Below are 18,141 nucleotides of genomic sequence, written 5' to 3'. Positions count from 1 at the left end.
CATAGCAGAACGAAGCGGGCGAACATCCTAGCTATCGGAAAGCACACCGACATGGAACGCATGCACCCGGCGCGCATCGGCCTTGGCCACGCGGAATTCGAAACGCCCCAAGGTCAGTTCCTCGTCGGTATCCGGCAAATGGCCGATGGCCGCGGTGACCAGGCCGCCGACGGTGTCGTATTCGTCGTCGGGAAAATCGGCGCCGAAGCGTTCGTTGAAATCGGAAATCGGGGTCAGCGCATCGACCACGTAGCGGCCATCGGCATGGGCGGCGATCTGGTCGGCGCCTTCTTCGGCATCGTCGTGCTCGTCGTCGATCTCGCCGACGATCTGTTCCAGCACGTCCTCGATCGTCACCAGACCGGCGACGCCGCCGTATTCGTCCACCACGATTGCCATATGGTTGCGCGACAGGCGGAACTCCTTCAACAGCAGGTTGAGTTTCTTGGATTCGGGAATCAGCACCGCAGGGCGCAGCAGCTCGCGCACGTTGCCGGGGCCGTTATCGGCCACCACGCCGCGCAGCAGATCCTTGGCCAGCAGGATGCCCAGGATCTCGTCCTTGTTCTCGCCGTGCACGGGGAATCGCGAATGCCCGGATTCCACCACTTCCTTCATCAGGTCGAGGAACCGGGAGGCGATGGGTAAGGACACCATCTGCGAGCGCGAAACCATGACGTCGCCGACGGTCAGATCGGCCACCGCAATGGCGCCTTCCATCATGCGCAGGGTGTCGCTGGCGATCAGCCCGTCGCTCTGCGCATCGCGCAGCAGCGCGACCAGGTCGTCGCGTGAGGAGGGTTCGCCGGAGAACGCAGAACTGATGCGGTCCAGCCAGGAGCGCCGTTTCTCCGGTTTTTCGGAGGCTTCCGGCGCGGGAATACTGTCGTCTTCTGACATTGGTGGGTAGCAGGCAGCCCTGGAAAGGGCGACGGCGGCAGTCTATCAGGATGACAGGGACAGGTTTTCATGCCCAGCCGGGAGAGCGTCTGTGGAAGCGCCCGTGGGAGCGCCGTCCCGGCGCGAGCTTTGCTTTTGAATCCATGGCGAAAAGCTCGCGCCGGGACGGCGCTCCCACGGGCTTCCCGGTATTGTCAGGGGACTATGGTGTCCGCTGCAGGCATGGGCTCCGGATCTTCCGCTCGATCAAGGCTGTAGCTGCAGCCCACCAGGGTCTTGCCCGGGTGCGAGGCGACGTTGGAGACGTTGAGAACCGCCGATTTGATGTAGACCGTGCCGGTGGCCTGGTCGTGTTCTTCGGTGCTGCTCACTTCCTTGCCGAACATGGCCTTGGCGGGCGTATCGATGGCGGTTTCCAGCTCCAGCTGCTTGGCCAGCGGACGCGGATCCGGCAGGTCCAACAGGGCGATGATGCTGTCGCCGGCGAAGGCGATGTGGTCGGTACTGTGGCCGAACACGCTGACCGGCTTGTTCAACACGAATTCGGTCATGAACAGATTGGCCTGTGGCAGAGGCCGCCAACCCAGCGCCACGGCTTGTAGCGGGTCGGCCAGTGCCGGCGCCAGATAATGGAAGTCGGCCAGGGTCTGCCTGCATTCGATCAGTGCGGCGAGATCCATGCGGGAGGCGTCCAGTTTTTCTTCGCTGCCTGCGACCTGGGCCAGCAGCGGTAGCGGCAGCATCAGCGCCAGGGAAAACAACAAACAGCGCATGCTAATCCTCGAATGCGTAAGGGTCGTCGATGCCGAGTTCGGCCAGGATTTGGCGTTCCAGCTGTTCCATAGCTTCGGCCTCGCGGTCGTCTTCGTGGTTCCAGCCCAGCAAATGCAACGCACCGTGCACGGTCAGATGTGCGTAGTGCGCGGCCAGCGGTTTTTTCTGCTCTTTCGCTTCGCGCGCCACCACCGGGGCGCAGATCACCAGATCGCCCAGCAGCGGCATTTTCACGCCCTTGGGCATTTTCACGCCCTCGGCGATCTCGGCCGGGAAGCTGAGCACGTTGGTGGCGTAGTCCTTGCCGCGGTAATGGCGGTTGAGCGCGCGGCCTTCCTTGGTGTCGACGATGCGCACGGCCAGGTCGGCTTCGCGGATGCGGCCGTGCAGCGCCGCGGCGACCCAGCGGCGGAAACTGACCGACGAGGGCAGCCCGGCGCGGGGCAGGGCGTAGCTGACGGAGACTTCGAGGATGACGGGGCCCTGGGTCATTTCTTTGCCGTCATGACCAGCCATTCGGCTGTTGAAAACCCAGCGAACGCTGGAACCCATTTTGATTTTGATCTTTGCATCGCTGATCGTCCGGCCTGGTGAAAGTCAAAATGGATCCCAGCGTTCGCTGGGATGGCATCGCCTGGGGATGCCACAGGAGAATCACGCCGCTCCCGTCTCCGCATCCTTGCCGTCGCGCTCATCGTAAGCCCGCACGATCTTGGCGACCAGTGGATGCCGCACCACGTCGCGCGCGGTAAAGAAAGTGAAACTGATGCCGTCCACGCCGCGCAGCACTTCCAGGCCGTCCTTCAGCCCGGATTTCACGTGCTTGGGCAGGTCGATCTGGGTCAGGTCGCCGGTGACCACGGCGGTGCTGCCGTAGCCGATGCGGGTCAGGAACATCTTCATCTGCTCGATGGTGGTGTTCTGCGCTTCGTCCAGGATCACGAAGGCGTCGTTGAGCGTGCGTCCGCGCATGTAGGCCAGCGGCGCGATCTCGATGACGTTCTTTTCCAGCAGCTTGATCACTTTCTCCACGCCCAGCATTTCGTACAGCGCGTCGTACAGCGGCCGCAGGTAGGGATCGACCTTCTGCGACAGATCGCCGGGCAGGAAGCCGAGCTTCTCGCCAGCCTCGACCGCCGGCCGCACCAGGATCAGCCGTTGCACACGCGATTCGTTGAGCGCTTCCACGGCGCTGGCCACCGCCAGGAAAGTCTTGCCGGTGCCGGCCGGACCGATGCCGAAGTTGATGTCGTGGGTGGCGATGGCATGCAGATAGCCGGCCTGGTTTGGGCCGCGGCCGCGCACCGTGCCGCGCTTGACCTTGATCGCCACTTCCTGCGGTTCGTATCCGCCCGCTGCCACGTGGTCGACATTGGCTTCGTTGAGGCGCAGGTGGATGGATTCGCTGTCGAAGGTTTCCTCCGCCGCTTCCAGATAAAGCGCGCGCAGCAGTTTTTCGGTCGCCTTCACTTCCGCCGCCGGCCCGGTGACCTTGAAGATATTGCCGCGGTTGGCGATCTCCACCCCCAGTCGCAACTCGATCTGGCGCAAGTGGGCATCGAACGGACCGGCCAGGTTGGCCAGTCGTTCGGCATTGCCGGGCTCAAGGACGAATTCGCGTTTTTCGGAAGCGGTCATGGATGGGTTCAATGCCTGGTCTGGTCGTCGGCGTCTTCGACGCGCCATTGGTGGAATACGTAGGCCTCGTCGTCGATGAGCGCCTGGTCGAAATGTTCGGTTTCCGGCGCTTCCTCGCGCTCGATCAATCGGGGCTCTTCCTGCACGCCCGTCACCTGCCAGCCGGCCCCGCGCAGGAACTCGCTGGCGTGGCGGACCGGGTCTTCAGCCAGCCCCGGCATCTGGTAGCAGAGCACGAAAGCGCCACCGAATTCCTGGAATTCCGGCGCATCGGGCAACGGAACGGCTTCGAGCACGAAGACCCACAAGTTGGGGGCGTTCTGGGGGATGGCAAGTAGGCCACGGCTGGGCGGTGCAGGGTATCGCGGCCTTGTGGCGACGGCCAGACGGCGACCGTTCGTCGGTTCGGTGTTGCAGTTAATTAATTGATCAATTAAATTAAATCTATGGACAAGATAAAGCCCTCTTCCAGCACCAAGCCGCGGCCCGTCAAGCGGGCCTCCAAATCGACCGGCAAGCCGGCAACCAAGAAGCGCGCCCCGGGGCGCCCGGCGGCCGATTCGCCCGATCTGCGCGACCGATTGATGGGCGCGGCGTTGGCCTGTTTCGTACGCAAGGGCATCGCCGCTACTTCGCTGCGCGATATCGCGACCGAAGCGGGGGTAACCCCGGCCCTGTTGCACTACTACTTCGGCGACAAGGACCAGCTGCAGGCGGAAGTGATCGCGCAGAAAATCATTCCCATCTTCATCGGCCTGCGTGAGCCCCTTCTGCAAGCCGGCGACGACATAGCCGCATTGATCGCGGGTTTCGTCAGCGGCATCGGCAGGATCGTGGCCGAACACCCGTGGCTGCCGCCGCTATGGGTGCGCGAAGTGCTGTGCGAGGGCGGGGCGCTGCGCGATCTGCTATTCGACCGCATCGGCCCGCAGCTCCCGCAGATGATGGCCGCGCGGTTCGCCGAGGCCCAGGCCAAAGGGCGCATCAATCCCGACCTGGACCCGCGCCTGCTGATGGTGTCGCTGGTGGGCCTGACTTTGTTCCCGGCTGCCGGCGCGCCGATCTGGCGGCGCTTGTTCAACGCCGAAGACCTCAATTTCGACATCGTGCGCCTGCATACGCTTGCGTTGCTGGACCGCGGACTGGAGCTGGACCATGCCGAATAAAAAAACCTTCTTTCTGATCCTGGCCGGCGCGCTAACGCTCTCTTCCTGCAGCGACGCGCCGCCGCAGGCGCTGGGTACGCTGGAATGGGACCGCGTGTCGTTGCCATCGCCGGTCGCCGAAAAAATCGTTCGCATCGACGTGCGCGAGGGCCAGCAGGTCGCCGCTGGTGCGGCGCTGATGCAACTCGAACTCACCCGCACCCAGTCGCAACTGGCCGCAGTGCAGGCCCAGGCGCAGCAGAGCAGGGAAGCGTTGTCGGAACTGGAAGCAGGGCCGCGCAGCGAGGACATCGCCCAGGCCCAGGCCAACCTGGCCGCCGCGCAATCGCAGGCAGTCGATGCACGCGCGTACTACAACCGCTTGCAACCTCTTGGCAGGCAGAAACTGGTAGCTGCTTCCGACGTGGATCGTGCCCGCGCGGCCGCCGGCAATGCCGAAGCGCAGGTGGGCGCCGCGCAAGCCGCATTGCTGGAATTGGAGCGCGGCACGCGCAGCGAACAGGTCGCGCAGGGCCGCGCCGCGCTCGCCGCCGCCGAAGCGCAGGCGGCAACCCAGAGCGTGTCGCTGGACAAGTTGAACGTAGTCGCGCCGCGCGCGGGGCGCGTGGACAGTCTTCCTTACAAGCTTGGCGACCAGGCGCCAGTGGGTTCGCCGCTGGCGATCCTATTGGTAGGCGAAGCGCCCTATGCGCGCGTCTACGTGCCCGAACCGATCCGCACCCAGGTCAAAGTAGGCCAGTCGGCACGCGTATTCGTTGATGGCCGCGACAGCGCGATTGTCGGCCGCGTGCGCATGATCCGCAGTGAGCCCAGCTTCACGCCGTACTACGCGTTGTCGGGTCGCGATGCGCAGCGCCTGAGCTATCTGGCGGAGATCACGCTGGACAAGGCCGGCGCCGACTTGCCGGCGGGCGTGCCGGTGCGGGTGGAGTTCGAGGGGAATGCGGATGGAAAATAACCGCGCACCAGCACCTAACCGCCGTCATTCCAGCAAAAGCTGGAATGCGTCCTGCTCCGGCTCTTGCTCCTGCTTCCGCTCGTTTGCGCGCAAGGAAGGTGCAACGGCAAAGTCGAAATGGATTCCAGCTTTCGCTGGAATGACGAGCTATGGGGCTGGAGCACTGCCATGATTCCGCAGGACTACTCTCCCGCCATCCGCGCCCGCGGCCTCAGCAAACGCTTCGGCCACCTGCAGGCCGTGGACGGCGTCGACCTGACCGTGCCGCGCGCCAGCGTGTACGGATTTTTGGGGCCCAACGGTTCGGGCAAATCGACCACCATCCGCATGCTGTGCGGCCTGCTCATTCCCAGCGCCGGCGAAATCGAAGTGCTTGGCTTGAAGATTCCAGAGCAAGCAGAAGAGTTGCGCAAACGCATCGGCTACATGACCCAGAAGTTCTCCCTGTACGAAGACCTCACCGTGCGCGAGAACCTGGAGTTCCTGGCCACCGTGCAAGGGCTGTCGCGCGAGACAAGGCGCACGCGCATCGAGGAACTGCTGGCCGCCTACAACCTGGCCGATCGCGCCAAGCAACTGGCCGGCACCATGAGCGGCGGACAGAAGCAGCGTTTGGCGCTGGCGGGCGCCACGGTGCACAAGCCCGAGCTGCTGTTCCTGGACGAACCCACCAGCGCGGTCGATCCGGAATCGCGCCGTGACTTCTGGGAAAAACTTTTCGACCTGGCCGACCTTGGCACCACCATCCTGGTCTCCACGCACTACATGGACGAAGCCGAGCGCTGCCACCGCATCGCCATCCTCGACACCGGCCGTCTGGTCGCCGACGGCACCCCCGGCGAATTGACCCGTGCGTTGGCCGGGCAGACCGTCGGCGTGCGCGCCAGCGAGCCGCGCAAGGCGCAGGCGGCGCTGCATGGCGCTACGGGTGTGATCAGCGTGGCCCAGGTGGGCAACGAACTGCGCGTGCTGACCGCGGCAGGGACCGATGCGCAATCGGGATTGCAGGCCTTCCTGCGCCAGCAGGGCATCCAAGCCGAAGTCGCGCCGATCGAGCCCAACCTGGAAGACGTATTCGTTTCGGCCACCCATCCCCAGGCCGTGGAGCGTGCGGCATGAAGGCGCGGCAGATCTTCGCGGTGATGGTGAAGGAGCTGCGGCAGATGGCGCGCGACCGCATGACCGTGGCCATGATGCTGGGCATTCCCACCCTGCAACTCTTGTTGTTCGGTTACGCCATCAATCTGGACGTGCGCAACCTGCCGGCGGCGGTCGCCGACATGGCCGACAGCGGCGGTTCGCGCGCGCTGGTGCAGGACCTGTTCGCCACCGGCGTGATCCAGCCGGTGGCCGGCGCACGCACGCCGCAGGAACTGCAGACCCTGTTGCGCAGCGGCCAGATCAAGATCGGCATCCTGATTCCACCGGATTACGAGCGCCGCCGCATCGACGGGCGCGAGGCCATGCAGGTCATCGTCGACGGCAGCGATACCTCGGTGCAGGCGACCGCGCGCCAGCTGGCGCAGATGCCATTGGACGGCCGCAGCTTGCCGCAGGGACAGATCAGCGTGTTGCCGCTGTACAACCCGGAACGCCGTTCGGCGGTCAACGTGGTGCCGGGATTGATCGGCGTGATCCTGACCATGACCCTGGTGATGTTCACCGCCATGGCCATCGTGCGCGAACGCGAGCGCGGCAACCTCGAATTGCTGATCACCACGCCGGTATCCAGCGGCGAACTGATGGTCGGCAAGGTGCTTCCCTACATCGGCGTGGGCCTGGTGCAGACCACGGTGGTGCTGCTGCTGGGCGTATGGCTGTTCAAGGTGCCGATCAATGGCAGTCTCTGGGGTGTTTACGGCGCAGCGATGCTGCTGATTGTGGCCAACCTGACCCTGGGCCTGCTGGTGTCCACCGCCGCGAAGACCCAATTCCAGGCCATGCAGATGGCTTTCTTCCTGTTCCTGCCGTCGATCCTGCTGTCGGGCTTCATGTTCCCGTTCGACGGCATGCCCAAGGCTGCGCAATGGATCGCCGAAGTGCTGCCGCTGACCCATTTCGTGCGCCTGATCCGCGGCGTGATCCTGCGCGGAGCAAATCTGTTCGAGCTCTGGCCCGACGTGCTCGCGCTGCTCGCCTTTACCGTGGTGGTGATGTCGCTGGCGATCCTGCGCTTTCGCAAGCGGTTGGATTGATGCTCGCGAAACAATCTCGCGTAGGAGCGACGTAAGTCGCGAAACCTGGCTCTCCAGGCGTCCCTTCGCGACTTACGTCGCTCCTACGCCGCCCCTACGCGGCTTCTACGTCAGGCGACTTTGAGTTGTCCGCGCAGCGAGTTGGCCATCACTTCGGTGATCTCGACGTCCACGAATTGCCCGATCAGCCGCGCATTGCCGGGGAAGTTCACGTAGCGCATGTTCTCGGTGCGTCCGGTGAGTTCGGATGCATCTCGGGTGCTGTGCCGTTCCACCAGCACCCGCTGCACGCTGCCGAGCATGGCTTGCGAGATGCGCGTCGAGTTCGCGTTGATCGTGGCTTGCAACCGCGCCAGGCGCTCGTGCTTCACCGCTTCCGGTGTGTCGTCTTCCAGATCGGCCGCCGGCGTGCCGGGCCGTCGCGAGTAGATGAAGGAATACGACTGGTCGAAGCCCACGTCCTCGATCAGCTTCATGGTCTTCTCGAAATCGGCTTCGGTCTCGCCGGGAAAGCCGACGATGAAATCCGAAGAGATGGAAATATCCGACCGCACCGCGCGCAGTTTGCGGATCTTCTGCTTGAACTCAAGCGTGGTATAGCCGCGCTTCATCGCCGCCAGGATGCGGTCGCTGCCGGCCTGTACGGGCAGGTGCAGGTAATTGGCGAGCTGCGGCACGTCGCGATAGGCCTCGATCAGCGAATCGGAGAACTCCAGCGGATGCGAAGTGGTGAATCGGATCCGGTCCACGCCCTCGATCTCGGCCATGGTGCGGATCAGCAGGCCCAGGTCGGCATATTGCACACTCTCGCTCGGGCCAAGGCCCTCGCACGCGCCTTCGCCATAAGGCCCGCGATAGGCGTTGACGTTCTGGCCCAGCAGATTGATTTCCCGCACGCCCTGTGAAGCCAGTTGCGCGATTTCCACCAGCACATCCTCGAACGGCCGGCTGACTTCTTCGCCGCGCGTATACGGCACAACGCAGAAGCTGCAGTACTTGCTGCAGCCTTCCATGATGGAGACGAACGCGCTGGGGCCTTCGGCGCGCGGTTCGGGCAGGCGGTCGAACTTCTCGATCTCGGGGAAGCTGATGTCCACCTGCGGCTTACCGCTTGAGCGGCGCTCGCGGATCAGTTCCGGCAGCCGGTGCAGGGTCTGCGGTCCGAACACCAAGTCCACGTAGGGCGCGCGCTTGACGATGGCCGCGCCCTCCTGCGAGGCCACGCAGCCGCCCACGCCGATCAGCACCGGCTTGCCGTCCTTCTTCAGCGACTTCCAGCGGCCCAGCTGGCTGAACACCTTTTCCTGCGCCTTTTCGCGGATCGAGCAGGTGTTGATCAGGATGACGTCGGCTTCTTCCGGGTTGTCGGTCAGCTCCAGGCCATCGGAGTCGGCCAGCACGTCGGCCATCTTGGACGAGTCGTACTCGTTCATCTGGCAGCCGTGGGTCTTGATGAACAGCTTTCCGCGCACGGGCAGGACGGCAGTGGGCTGGCCATGAGCCGATGGGGAAAGGGGCAGGGCGGTGCCGTCCGCAGTGGACGCAGGAGGATTGGCGATCCCGGGCATGGTGGGTAATCCAGGCGGGTTGGCGAAAGAGGCGCACAGTTTAACGGAGCGGTGCCTGCAGAGCCGACTAACCCGTGGGAGCGGCGTCCCGCCGCGAGCTTTTCCTCCAGGCCAAGCCAAGCCGGTCCGCGACTTGCAGCTAGAAGCTCGCGGCGGGACGCCGCTCCCACGGGTTTGGTGGGATTAGGCGGCCGGAACTGCCAAGGATCGGCGTTCTATTGGGAAACCGCTGTGGCCAATCCTGGCCCAGCAGTGAGAAGTGGGTCACCCTCCGCTTCATGGAGAAATCCTTTTGTCGGACAAGGACTTGGCAACCGGTGATGAAGTTGGGACACTCCCGGGCATGAAGGGGGCTTCTCACAGATTTGCGCTGCCGTTGCTGGCGGCCCTGATCGCGTCGACCGCGTTGCCGGCCAGCGCGGGCACTCTATACAAGTGCACCGGCGCCGATGGCGTGCCCAACTACGTCAGCAAGCGGGTCGGCGGCGCGAGCTGCGAAGTGATCAGCCGCTACACGCCGGACCGCGCCAGCAGCGCGTCGGTGTCGCGGCCGGCCAGCAGTGTGTCGGTGCCGGCCACGCCGGCGACCGCGTTGGGCGCGGCAAGCTCCGGCGCCTTGATCGCCCAGCCCGAATCGGCCGTCGCCGGCGCTATTGTTCCGGCCGCCATGCCCGCGGTTTCCAAACCTGCTGCTTCGGCTCCCGCTTCCGGCAACACCCGGCGCGTGGTCAGTGGGCAGGTGTATTCCTACATCAAGGACGGCGTGCGCCACTACACCAGCGCAAGGCCCAAGGGCGTCGGTGCGGTAGCCAGCGTGCGCACCATCAAATACAGCTTCATCGAAACCTGTTTCGCCTGCGCGGCCAATCCCGGGGTCAACTTCGGCACCCTGCGCCTGAACACCGCCGCCTACGACGCCGAGATCAAGGCCGCCGCCCGCGACTACGGCGTGGACGAAGCCATCGTGCGCGCCATCATCCATGCCGAGTCTTCGTTCAACCCCATGGCGCTGTCGCATGCCGGCGCGCAGGGACTGATGCAGCTGATGCCGGCCACCGCACGCCGCTTCGGCGTCACCAATGCCTACGATGCCGGCCAGAACATCCGCGGCGGCGTGCAATACCTGGCCTGGCTGCTGAAACGCTTCAACGGCAACCTGACCCTGGCCGCCGCCGGCTACAACGCTGGCGAAGGCGCTGTCGACCGCCACGGCGGCGTGCCGCCGTACCAGGAAACCCAGCGCTACGTGGCGCGCGTGGGCGTGCTGGCCGACCGTTATCGCGGCGCTGTCGGCGCACGTTGAACCGCCGCAGGTCCTGCGGCGCTTTCAAGTCATTGATTTACCGGCCAACGTTGTCGGCCTATTAAGGCTTCCGTTACAATTTCCCGTCTTTTGCGGCCGCGCCGGGGTTATGGCGTCGGCTTTGGCAGCCTTACGCTACCTATTTGAAAGTTTCGGAGTGCCGGATGGCCAATGATGGGGTCAATGAGCCTGTAAATACGGGCCGACGCCGGTTCCTGACCGCGACCACGGCTGTGGTGGGTGCGGTGGGGGCCGGGTTTGTAGCAGTACCGTTCATCAAGTCGTGGAACCCGAGCGCGCAGGCCAAGCTGGCCGGCGCCCCGGTGACCGCCGACCTGACCGGCTTGCAGGAAGGGCAGCGCCTGGTCCTGGAATGGCGCGGCCAGCCGATCTGGATCGTCAAGCGCTCCAAGGCGATCCTGGACGCGCTGCCGACCCTCGACAGCCGCCTGCGCGATCCCGAGTCGGCCAACAAGGACCAGCAGCCCGAGTACGTGCTGAAGGGCAACCCCGAGTTCCGTTCGGTTAAGCCCGAGATTTCCGTGCTGGTCGGCCTGTGCACGCACCTGGGCTGTTCGCCGGAAATGGCCGCCGAGATCAAACCCGAGCCCTACGATCCCGACTGGAAGGGCGGCTATTTCTGCCCCTGCCACAAGTCGCGTTTCGACATGTCCGGACGCGTCTTCCAGGGCGTTCCCGCACCGATCAACCTGCTGGTGCCGCCGCACTACTATCAGGACGACAACACCATCGTGGTCGGCCTGGATCCGAAGGGGACTGCGTAAGCCATGTCGAAGAACATTCTCCTCCGCACCGCCGACGGCGTCTGGGACTGGTTCACCGCGCGCGCGCCGGGCTTCATGCCCGTGTACCGCAAGCACATGACCGAGTACTACGCGCCGAAGAACTTCAACTTCTGGTACTACATGGGCTCGCTGGCCCTGCTGGTGCTGGTCAACCAGATCGTCACCGGCATCTTCCTGACGATGCACTTCAAGCCGTCCGCGGCCGAGGCGTTCTCGTCGGTCGAGTACATCATGCGCGACGTCGAGTGGGGCTGGCTGATCCGCTACATGCACAGCACCGGCGCTTCGCTGTTCTTCATCGTGGTCTACCTGCACATGTTCCGCGGCCTGATCTACGGCAGCTACCAGAAGCCGCGCGAGCTGGTGTGGATCCTGGGCATGCTGATCTATCTGGTGCTGATGGCCGAAGCCTTCATGGGCTACGTGTTGCCGTGGGGCCAGATGTCGTTCTGGGGCGCGAAGGTCATCATCTCGCTGTTCGGCGCCATTCCGGTGATCGGCAACGGCCTGACCGAGTGGATCATGGGCGACTACCTGCCCGGCGACGCCACCCTCAACCGCTTCTTCGCGTTGCACGTGATCGCCATGCCGCTGGTGCTGCTGCTGCTGGTGGTGCTGCACCTGGGCGCGCTGCATGAGGTGGGTTCCAACAACCCCGACGGCGTGGACATCAAGTACGGTCCCAAGGGCAACCGCTGGGATGCGACCAAGCCGGCCGACGGCATTCCGTTCCACCCGTACTACACGGTCAAGGACCTGGTGGGCGTGGGCTTCCTGCTGATCATCGCCGCGTTCATCATCTTCTTCGCGCCGGCCTTCGGCGGCTGGTTCCTGGAACACGACAACTTCACCGAGGCCAACCGCCTGGTGACGCCGGCGCACATCAAGCCGGTCTGGTACTACACCCCGTACTACGCGATGTTGCGGGTCATTCCCCACAAGTTGAGCGGCGTCCTGGTGATGTTCTCGGCGATCGCCATCCTGTTCCTGGTGCCGTGGTTGGACAAGGCCAAGGTGAAGTCGGTGCGCTACCGCGGCTGGATCTCCAAGGTCGCGCTGGGCGTGCTGGCCATCAGCTTCGTCTGGCTGGGCAAGATCGGCGCCGGTCCGGGTACCGATCCGGTCGAAACCATCATCGGCCGCGTGCTGACCTTCCTCTACTTCGCTTTCTTCATCACCATGCCGCTATGGACCAAGCTAGACAAAACCAAGCCGGTGCCGGAACGGGTGACGACGCATGACTAAGAATTTCCTTTCGCGTCTGGCGGTATTCGCCGGCGGCATGCTGCTGTCGCTTTCGGTGTCCGCGGCCGAAGGCGGCGACACCCTGCAGGCCGGCAACGACCTCAGCGACCGCGCCTCGCTGCAACGCGGCGCGCAGCTGTACATGAACTATTGCTCCGGTTGCCACTCGCTCAAGTACCTGCGCTATTCGCGCATGGCCGAGGACCTGGGCCTGAGCGAAGAAGAGGTGATGACCAACCTCAACTTCACCGGCGCCAAGTTCGGCGAGCAGATCCAGGTGTCGATGCCGCACGACCCGGCCACCAAGTGGTTCGGCAAGATGCCGCCCGATCTGAGCCTGATCGCGCGCGTGCGCGGCAGCGACTGGATCTATACCTATCTGAAGTCGTTCTACCTGGACGAAAGCCGTCCGCTGGGCTGGAACAACAAGCTGTTCCCGAACGCGTCCATGCCCAATCCGCTGTGGCAGATGCAAGGTCTGCAGCATGCCGAATTGAGCAAGCCGGACGCCGCCGGCGAGCGCCATGTCGAGGCTTTGAAGGTGACGCAGCCGGGTACGCAGACCCCGGCCCAGTTCGACCAGACCGCGCGAGACATCACCAACTTCCTCGAGTACGCCGGCGAACCTGCCGCCCTCAAGCGCCAGAGCATGGGCGTGTGGGTGGTCCTGTTCCTGGTGGCGCTCACCTTCCTGGCCTTCCTGCTCAAGCAGGAATACTGGAAAGACGTGCACTAAGCGTAGCTTTCCGCCGGCCCGCGCTTGCGCGGGTCACGAGGCAGGCCGGAGAGCAGGCCTGGTGGAGAGATACGTACTCGGGGCCGTGGCGACCGTCAGCAGAGGGCTGGCGGCGTCGATGCGATCGGCGGTTCCGGTCGTCGGAGAGCCTGATGGCTGCGAGTCCGCGTATGCGAAATACCTTGACGTTGTTTTCTTCCACCGATGACGTGTTGTGCCACCGCGTACGGCTGGTGCTCGCCGCCAAGGGCGTGACCTACGATCTGGTGCCGGTGGATGCGCAGAACCCGCCCGAAGACCTGATCGATCTCAACCCCTACCATTCAGTGCCCACCCTGGTGGAGCGCGATCTGGTGCTGTACGCCGCTTCGGTGGTCAGCGAATACCTGGACGAGCGCTACCCGCATCCGCCGCTGATGCCGGTGGACCCGCTTTCCCGCGCGCGCCTGCGCCTGGCCATGCTGCGTATCGAGCACGACTGGGTGCCGCAGGTGCAGGCCATCCAACTGGGCAACAAGGCCCAGGCCGAAGCCGGCCGCAAGCGCCTGAAGGAACTGCTCACCGCCTCGGTGCCGCTGTTCAAGGCCAGCAAGTTTTTCCTCAATCCGGAAATGAGTCTGGCCGACTGCGCCATGGCGCCGATCATCTGGCGCCTGCCGTCGCTGGATATTCCGCTGCCCAAGGACGGCAAATCCATCGAGGATTACGGCAACCGCATCTTCCGCAATCCGGGGTTCCTGCGCAGCCTGACCGACCAGGAAAAGCGCCTGCGCGAGATTCCGGCGTAATGTCGTTCCCTTCTCCCTTCGGGAGAAGGTGGCGCGAAGCGCCGGATGAGGGTTCGGAGAAGTCAGAGTGCTCGTACTCGCCTCGAATCAACCAAGATCAAGGTGCTCGCTGAAGCGTCGTCGCAATTCAGATTTTGCCGACTTCGCTGTACCCTCACCCCAACCCCTCTCCCGGCGGGAGAGGGGATCAGAGCGCTAGAGTATTCGAATGACCGACGAAACGCCGCGCATGACCAGCCATCGCCCGTACCTGCTGCGGGCGCTGTCGCAGTGGATCGCGGACAACGACATGACCCCGCATCTGCTGGTCGATGCGACCCAGCCGGGCGTGCAGGTTCCTCCCAGCGCGGTCAAGGAAGGCAAGGTGGTGCTGAACATCGCCGAACGCGCAGTGGTGCGGCTGCAGATAGACAACCACGCGGTCAGTTTCAGCGCGCGCTTCGGCGGCGTCAGTTATCCGGTGCTGGTGCCCATTTCGGCGGTGCTGGCGATCTATGCACGGGAAACCGGGCAGGGCATGGCTTTGCCGGACGATATCGCAGGGGCGACAGGACCGGAAGGCGACGATGAGCCGCCTTCTCCCGCCACGCCGTCCGAAGACGCGCCAGCTGGAAAGCGCCCCCATCTGCGAGTAGTGAAGTAACCGAAGTTGTAGGAGCTGCGTAAGCTGCGACCTGGCCAATGATGCGGCTTCAAAACCTGTAGGCAGCGGATGCTTTCCGGTCGCAGCTTACGCAGCTCCTACACGGCGTGGTCAATGCAGATTGATCGGCGAGACCGAGGGTCTTGCGGGTCCGATGAACGACACCAGCTTCTCGCCGCGCAACACCATTCTTCCCACATGGCGGTCGACGCCGTCGTAGGAATATTCGAAGCGGAAGCTGCGCTCGAAACCCAGGCGTCCGTCCTCGTTGCGGCGCACTCTGATTCCCGATGCGTGTACGGATTCGTCCAGCCACATGACTTGCGCAGCCGTGCAGGCGTCGCGGCCCAGCTGCTTGGCGTGTTCGGCGGCGGCGCGTGCCGCGTTCCAATAGGCGAACACGGCGGCGCCGGCGATCATCAGCAGAATGAGCGAAGGCATGTCGAGCATTACGGGGCAGGACCGAGTTTCAACGACAGGTCGATGGCATGCACGTGCTTGGTCAGGCCGCCGACGGAAATGCAGTCAACGCCGTCCTCGGCGATGCTTCGCACCGTTTCCAGACTGACGCCGCCGGAGACCTCCAGCGGAATCCTGCCGTCGGCGATGCGCACCGCTTCACGGCGCGTGGCGGCATCGAAGTCGTCGATGAGGATGCGGTCGCAGCCCGCTTCCAGCGCTTCTTGCAGCTGCGCCAGGGTTTCGACTTCCACCACCAGCGGCAGCCCCGGTTGCGCCGTGCGCGCGGCGCGCACTGCCGCAGTCAGCGAGCCGGCCGCGCGGATGTGGTTTTCCTTCAACATCACCGTGTCGAACAGGCCGATGCGGTGGTTGCTGCCGCCCCCGCAACGCACCGCGTATTTTTGCGCCAGGCGCAGGCCGGGGAGCGTCTTGCGGGTATCCAGGATCTTTGCGCGGGTGCCGCGCACTGCCTCCACATAAGCCGCCGTCGTAGTGGCCGTACCTGAAAGGGTCTGCATGAAATTCAGACTCGCCCGCTCGCCGCTGACCAAGGCGCGTGCGCGGCCCGACAATGTGGCCAGTACGGTGCCGGCAGGCACGCGGTCGCCTTCCTGCACGCGCCAGTCGATCGCCACTGCCGGGTCCAGCGCGCGATGGCAGGCGTCGAACCAGGGCCGTCCGGCGACCACCGCGTCTTCCTTGCACAGCAGGTAGGCGATGTCGGCCACATCCGGCAACAATGCGGCGGTCACATCGCCGCTGCCCAGGTCTTCGGCTAGCGCGTGCGCTACGTCTTGGGCGATGACCTCCGCCGGCGGCGGCGAGAAATCGCGCGGCATCAGGCGGGGAAGCCTTCGATCTGCGCGGTGGCGATGGCTTCTTCGGCCAGCAGCACCGGAATGCCGTCGTCGACGCGGTAGACCGTCTTGCGGTCGCGGGTCAGCAGGGCTTCGCGCAGCGGTTCGGCCTGCACGGTGTCGTCGGCGCGCTTGACGCCGCCCGCGCCGATGGCGCGGTTCAACGCATCCAGGCCTTGTGGGTCGAGCAGGGCCAGCGATTGGCGCGTGGTGGGGCAGCACAGGATATCGAGCAATTTGCGGTCCATTCGTCCGTAGTCGAGCGGGAAGATGCCCTAGAATAAGCCTTTGCGACCGCAGGCAGTGAGCGCCTGCTCCACTTCTGAGAGGACGGCATGACCGCCACAGTTCCCAGCCCGTTGGTCGGCATCGTGATGGGCTCCCGTTCCGACTGGGAAACCATGCAGCATGCCGCGCAGAAACTCGATGCGCTGGGCGTGCCTTACGAAGTGAAGGTGGTTTCCGCGCACCGCACCCCCGACGTGCTGTTTTCGTATGCCGAAACAGCGGCGGCGCGCGGTCTGCGCGCGATCGTCGCCGGCGCGGGCGGCGCCGCGCACCTGCCGGGCATGCTGGCGGCCAAGACCGCGGTGCCGGTATTGGGCGTGCCGGTGCAGTCGAAAGCGCTCAACGGTTTGGACTCGCTGCTGTCGATCGTGCAGATGCCGGCCGGCATTCCCGTGGCCACCTTCGCGATCGGCAATGCCGGGGCCTCCAACGCGGCTTTGTTCGCTGCCGCCTTGCTTGCGCCGCAATACGCCGACATCGCCACTGCGCTGGAGGCATTCCGCAGCAGGCAAAGCGACGAGGTGTCGACCAACGACGATCCGCGGTTGCCCGTATCCGCCGGCTCCGGACAGCCGTAATGACCACCGTCGGGATATTGGGAGGCGGGCAACTGGCCCGCATGCTGGCGCTTTCCGGCGCTCCGCTGGGCCTGCGCTTTCTGGTCATGGACACCGAAGCCGATGCCTGCGCGGGCCAGTTCGCGCCGCTGCTGGTGGGCGACTACCGCGATGAAGCGGCGCTGGCCGAGTTCGCCTCCAAGGTGGACGTGGCCACTTTCGATTTCGAGAACGTGCCGGCCGAAAGCGCCGAGTGGCTGGCGGCGCGGGTGCCGGTATTCCCCAGCCCGCGCGCTCTGTCCGTGGCGCAGGACCGGCTGGTGGAAAAGAATCTGTTCCGCAGTCTGGGCATTCCGGTCGGCGAGTACGCCGCGGTGTCCACGCGTGAGGGACTGGAGGCCGAAGTCGCGCGCATCGGCGGCCCCTGCATCCTGAAGACGCGGCGTCTGGGCTACGACGGCAAAGGCCAGTTCCGCATCAGATCGGCCGCCGACATCGAAGCGGCGTGGCAGGCGCTGGGCGCGCAGGCGGAAACGGTGGGATTGATCGTCGAAGCCTTCATTCCCTTTCAGCGCGAATTGTCGGTGATCGCCGTGCGCGGCCGCGACGGCGAGTTCCGCACGTGGCCGTTGACCGAGAACTGGCATGTGGACGGGGTGCTGTCCGCCAGTGTGGCGCCGGCCACCCTCGACGACGGGCTGGCGCAGCTTGCCTACGGCTATGCGAACCAACTCGCCGAAGCGTTGGACTACGTGGGCGTGTTCGCGCTCGAGTTGTTCTGCAAGGACGGCCAGTGGTTGGCCAACGAAATGGCGCCGCGCGTCCACAATTCCGGGCATTGGACCATCGAAGGCGCGGAGACCTCGCAGTTCGAGAACCATCTGCGCGCCGTGCTCGGCTTGCCGCTGGGCGACACGCGGATGCTGGGCCACGTCTGCATGCTCAACTGGATCGGCGAGCTGCCCGAACGCACCAGCGTGCTGGGCGAACCTGCCGGCCACTGGCACGACTACGGAAAACTGCCGCGCGCCGGACGCAAGGTCGGGCATGCGACTTTGCGCGAAGACTCCGCAGTTGCACTGGCCGACGCCTTGCAGCGCGTCGGCGCAGCGCTGGCACGCGAATCGCAGGTCGCTTCACCCATCGGCCGACTCGCCGACTAGGTAAAGCCCCTCTCCCATCGGCGCCCGAAGGGTGTGCACCACTGAGAGGGGTTGGGGTGAGGGTACGGCGAAGTCCGGATAATTCCGATCTAAA

21 protein-coding genes are annotated in these 18,141 nt (G+C 64.7%); 12 read left to right on the top strand and 9 right to left on the bottom strand.

The features are described 5' to 3' along the window. Positions 1-27 precede the first annotated feature (27 nt). From BLR66_RS06730 to BLR66_RS06710, 5 genes are all read right to left on the bottom strand, one after another. Entirely contained in the window at positions 28-900 is an 873-nt protein-coding gene (locus tag BLR66_RS06730) for an HlyC/CorC family transporter (RefSeq protein WP_093281840.1), read from the bottom strand. A 194-nt stretch (positions 901-1,094) separates the two neighbouring features. Continuing rightward, positions 1,095-1,643: a hypothetical protein gene (locus BLR66_RS06725; protein WP_255402384.1), complete on the bottom strand. Its 549-nt coding sequence runs from the start codon at positions 1,641-1,643 to the stop codon at positions 1,095-1,097. A 31-nt stretch (positions 1,644-1,674) separates the two neighbouring features. Then, positions 1,675-2,166: an rRNA maturation RNase YbeY gene (gene ybeY / locus BLR66_RS06720; protein ID WP_093281834.1), complete on the bottom strand. Its 492-nt coding sequence runs from the start codon at positions 2,164-2,166 to the stop codon at positions 1,675-1,677. Positions 2,167-2,328: 162 nt separating this feature from the next. Further along, the gene (locus BLR66_RS06715) at positions 2,329-3,312 is read right to left on the bottom strand and encodes a PhoH family protein (protein ID WP_093281831.1); all 984 of its coding nucleotides are present in this window, start codon (positions 3,310-3,312) and stop codon (positions 2,329-2,331) included. A gap of 8 nt (positions 3,313-3,320) precedes the next feature. After that, positions 3,321-3,608: a hypothetical protein gene (locus BLR66_RS06710; protein ID WP_143014573.1), complete on the bottom strand. Its 288-nt coding sequence runs from the start codon at positions 3,606-3,608 to the stop codon at positions 3,321-3,323. A 150-nt stretch (positions 3,609-3,758) separates the two neighbouring features. Here BLR66_RS06710 and BLR66_RS06705 point away from each other — a divergent pair, with 150 nt between their 5' ends. From BLR66_RS06705 to BLR66_RS06690, 4 genes are all read left to right on the top strand, one after another. Continuing rightward, a complete protein-coding gene (locus BLR66_RS06705) occupies positions 3,759-4,478 on the top strand; it encodes a TetR/AcrR family transcriptional regulator (RefSeq protein ID WP_093281823.1) in 720 nt (239 codons plus the stop codon). Continuing rightward, positions 4,468-5,436: an HlyD family secretion protein gene (locus BLR66_RS06700; protein WP_093281817.1), complete on the top strand. Its 969-nt coding sequence runs from the start codon at positions 4,468-4,470 to the stop codon at positions 5,434-5,436. The genes BLR66_RS06705 and BLR66_RS06700 overlap by 11 nt, the downstream gene beginning before the upstream one ends. A gap of 195 nt (positions 5,437-5,631) precedes the next feature. Beyond that, a complete protein-coding gene (locus tag BLR66_RS06695; protein ID WP_093284473.1) occupies positions 5,632-6,555 on the top strand; it encodes an ABC transporter ATP-binding protein in 924 nt (307 codons plus the stop codon). Further along, complete coding sequence (locus tag BLR66_RS06690) at positions 6,552-7,631, top strand: ABC transporter permease (protein ID WP_093281813.1); 1,080 nt, start codon at positions 6,552-6,554, stop codon at positions 7,629-7,631. The genes BLR66_RS06695 and BLR66_RS06690 overlap by 4 nt, the downstream gene beginning before the upstream one ends. Positions 7,632-7,741: 110 nt before the next feature. Here the strand turns inward: BLR66_RS06690 and miaB are convergent, their stop codons facing one another. Continuing rightward, positions 7,742-9,199: a tRNA (N6-isopentenyl adenosine(37)-C2)-methylthiotransferase MiaB gene (gene miaB / locus BLR66_RS06685; RefSeq protein ID WP_093281810.1), complete on the bottom strand. Its 1,458-nt coding sequence runs from the start codon at positions 9,197-9,199 to the stop codon at positions 7,742-7,744. A 343-nt stretch (positions 9,200-9,542) separates the two neighbouring features. Between miaB and BLR66_RS06680 the strand changes: the two genes are divergently transcribed. From BLR66_RS06680 to BLR66_RS06655, 6 genes are all read left to right on the top strand, one after another. Next, positions 9,543-10,502 carry a lytic transglycosylase domain-containing protein gene (locus tag BLR66_RS06680; RefSeq protein WP_093281805.1) on the top strand — a complete coding sequence of 320 codons (960 nt, stop codon included), beginning with the start codon at positions 9,543-9,545 and terminating at the stop codon, positions 10,500-10,502. 164 nt (positions 10,503-10,666) lie between these two features. Then, the gene (petA, locus tag BLR66_RS06675) at positions 10,667-11,287 is read left to right on the top strand and encodes a ubiquinol-cytochrome c reductase iron-sulfur subunit (RefSeq protein WP_093281795.1); all 621 of its coding nucleotides are present in this window, start codon (positions 10,667-10,669) and stop codon (positions 11,285-11,287) included. Positions 11,288-11,290: 3 nt separating this feature from the next. Continuing rightward, positions 11,291-12,553 (top strand): cytochrome b, encoded by a 1,263-nt coding sequence (locus tag BLR66_RS06670; protein ID WP_093281791.1) that lies wholly within the window; start codon positions 11,291-11,293, stop codon positions 12,551-12,553. After that, complete coding sequence (locus BLR66_RS06665) at positions 12,546-13,289, top strand: cytochrome c1 (RefSeq protein ID WP_093281787.1); 744 nt, start codon at positions 12,546-12,548, stop codon at positions 13,287-13,289. The genes BLR66_RS06670 and BLR66_RS06665 overlap by 8 nt, the downstream gene beginning before the upstream one ends. Before the next feature lie 152 nt (positions 13,290-13,441). Then, positions 13,442-14,077: a glutathione S-transferase N-terminal domain-containing protein gene (locus tag BLR66_RS06660; protein ID WP_093281783.1), complete on the top strand. Its 636-nt coding sequence runs from the start codon at positions 13,442-13,444 to the stop codon at positions 14,075-14,077. A 208-nt stretch (positions 14,078-14,285) separates the two neighbouring features. Next, positions 14,286-14,720 (top strand): ClpXP protease specificity-enhancing factor, encoded by a 435-nt coding sequence (locus tag BLR66_RS06655; protein ID WP_093281779.1) that lies wholly within the window; start codon positions 14,286-14,288, stop codon positions 14,718-14,720. Between the two features lie 111 nt (positions 14,721-14,831). On the opposite strand, the gene BLR66_RS06650 is transcribed toward BLR66_RS06655, so the two are convergent. The 3 genes from BLR66_RS06650 to BLR66_RS06640 are packed head-to-tail and all read right to left on the bottom strand — an operon-like array spanning position 14,832 to position 16,287. Then, positions 14,832-15,161 (bottom strand): DUF3301 domain-containing protein, encoded by a 330-nt coding sequence (locus BLR66_RS06650; RefSeq protein ID WP_093284462.1) that lies wholly within the window; start codon positions 15,159-15,161, stop codon positions 14,832-14,834. A gap of 8 nt (positions 15,162-15,169) precedes the next feature. Next, positions 15,170-16,021, bottom strand: coding sequence for a carboxylating nicotinate-nucleotide diphosphorylase (gene nadC / locus BLR66_RS06645; protein WP_093281774.1), 852 nt, complete (start codon positions 16,019-16,021; stop codon positions 15,170-15,172). Continuing rightward, a complete protein-coding gene (locus BLR66_RS06640; protein ID WP_093281770.1) occupies positions 16,021-16,287 on the bottom strand; it encodes a Trm112 family protein in 267 nt (88 codons plus the stop codon). The genes nadC and BLR66_RS06640 overlap by 1 nt, the downstream gene beginning before the upstream one ends. Positions 16,288-16,374: 87 nt before the next feature. Between BLR66_RS06640 and purE the strand changes: the two genes are divergently transcribed. After that, positions 16,375-16,905, top strand: a complete 531-nt coding sequence (gene purE, locus BLR66_RS06635; RefSeq protein ID WP_093281766.1) for a 5-(carboxyamino)imidazole ribonucleotide mutase — start codon at positions 16,375-16,377, stop codon at positions 16,903-16,905. Beyond that, the gene (locus tag BLR66_RS06630; RefSeq protein ID WP_093281761.1) at positions 16,905-18,047 is read left to right on the top strand and encodes a 5-(carboxyamino)imidazole ribonucleotide synthase; all 1,143 of its coding nucleotides are present in this window, start codon (positions 16,905-16,907) and stop codon (positions 18,045-18,047) included. Before purE ends, BLR66_RS06630 begins: the two co-directional genes overlap by 1 nt. Positions 18,048-18,141: the final 94 nt, after the last annotated feature.

This window comes from Pseudoxanthomonas sp. CF125 (assembly GCF_900104085.1).
In the GTDB taxonomy this organism is placed as follows: Bacteria; Pseudomonadota; Gammaproteobacteria; order Xanthomonadales; family Xanthomonadaceae; genus Pseudoxanthomonas_A.
Note: the sequence above shows the minus strand (reverse complement) of the source record. Positions and strands in the feature narration are given on the sequence as shown.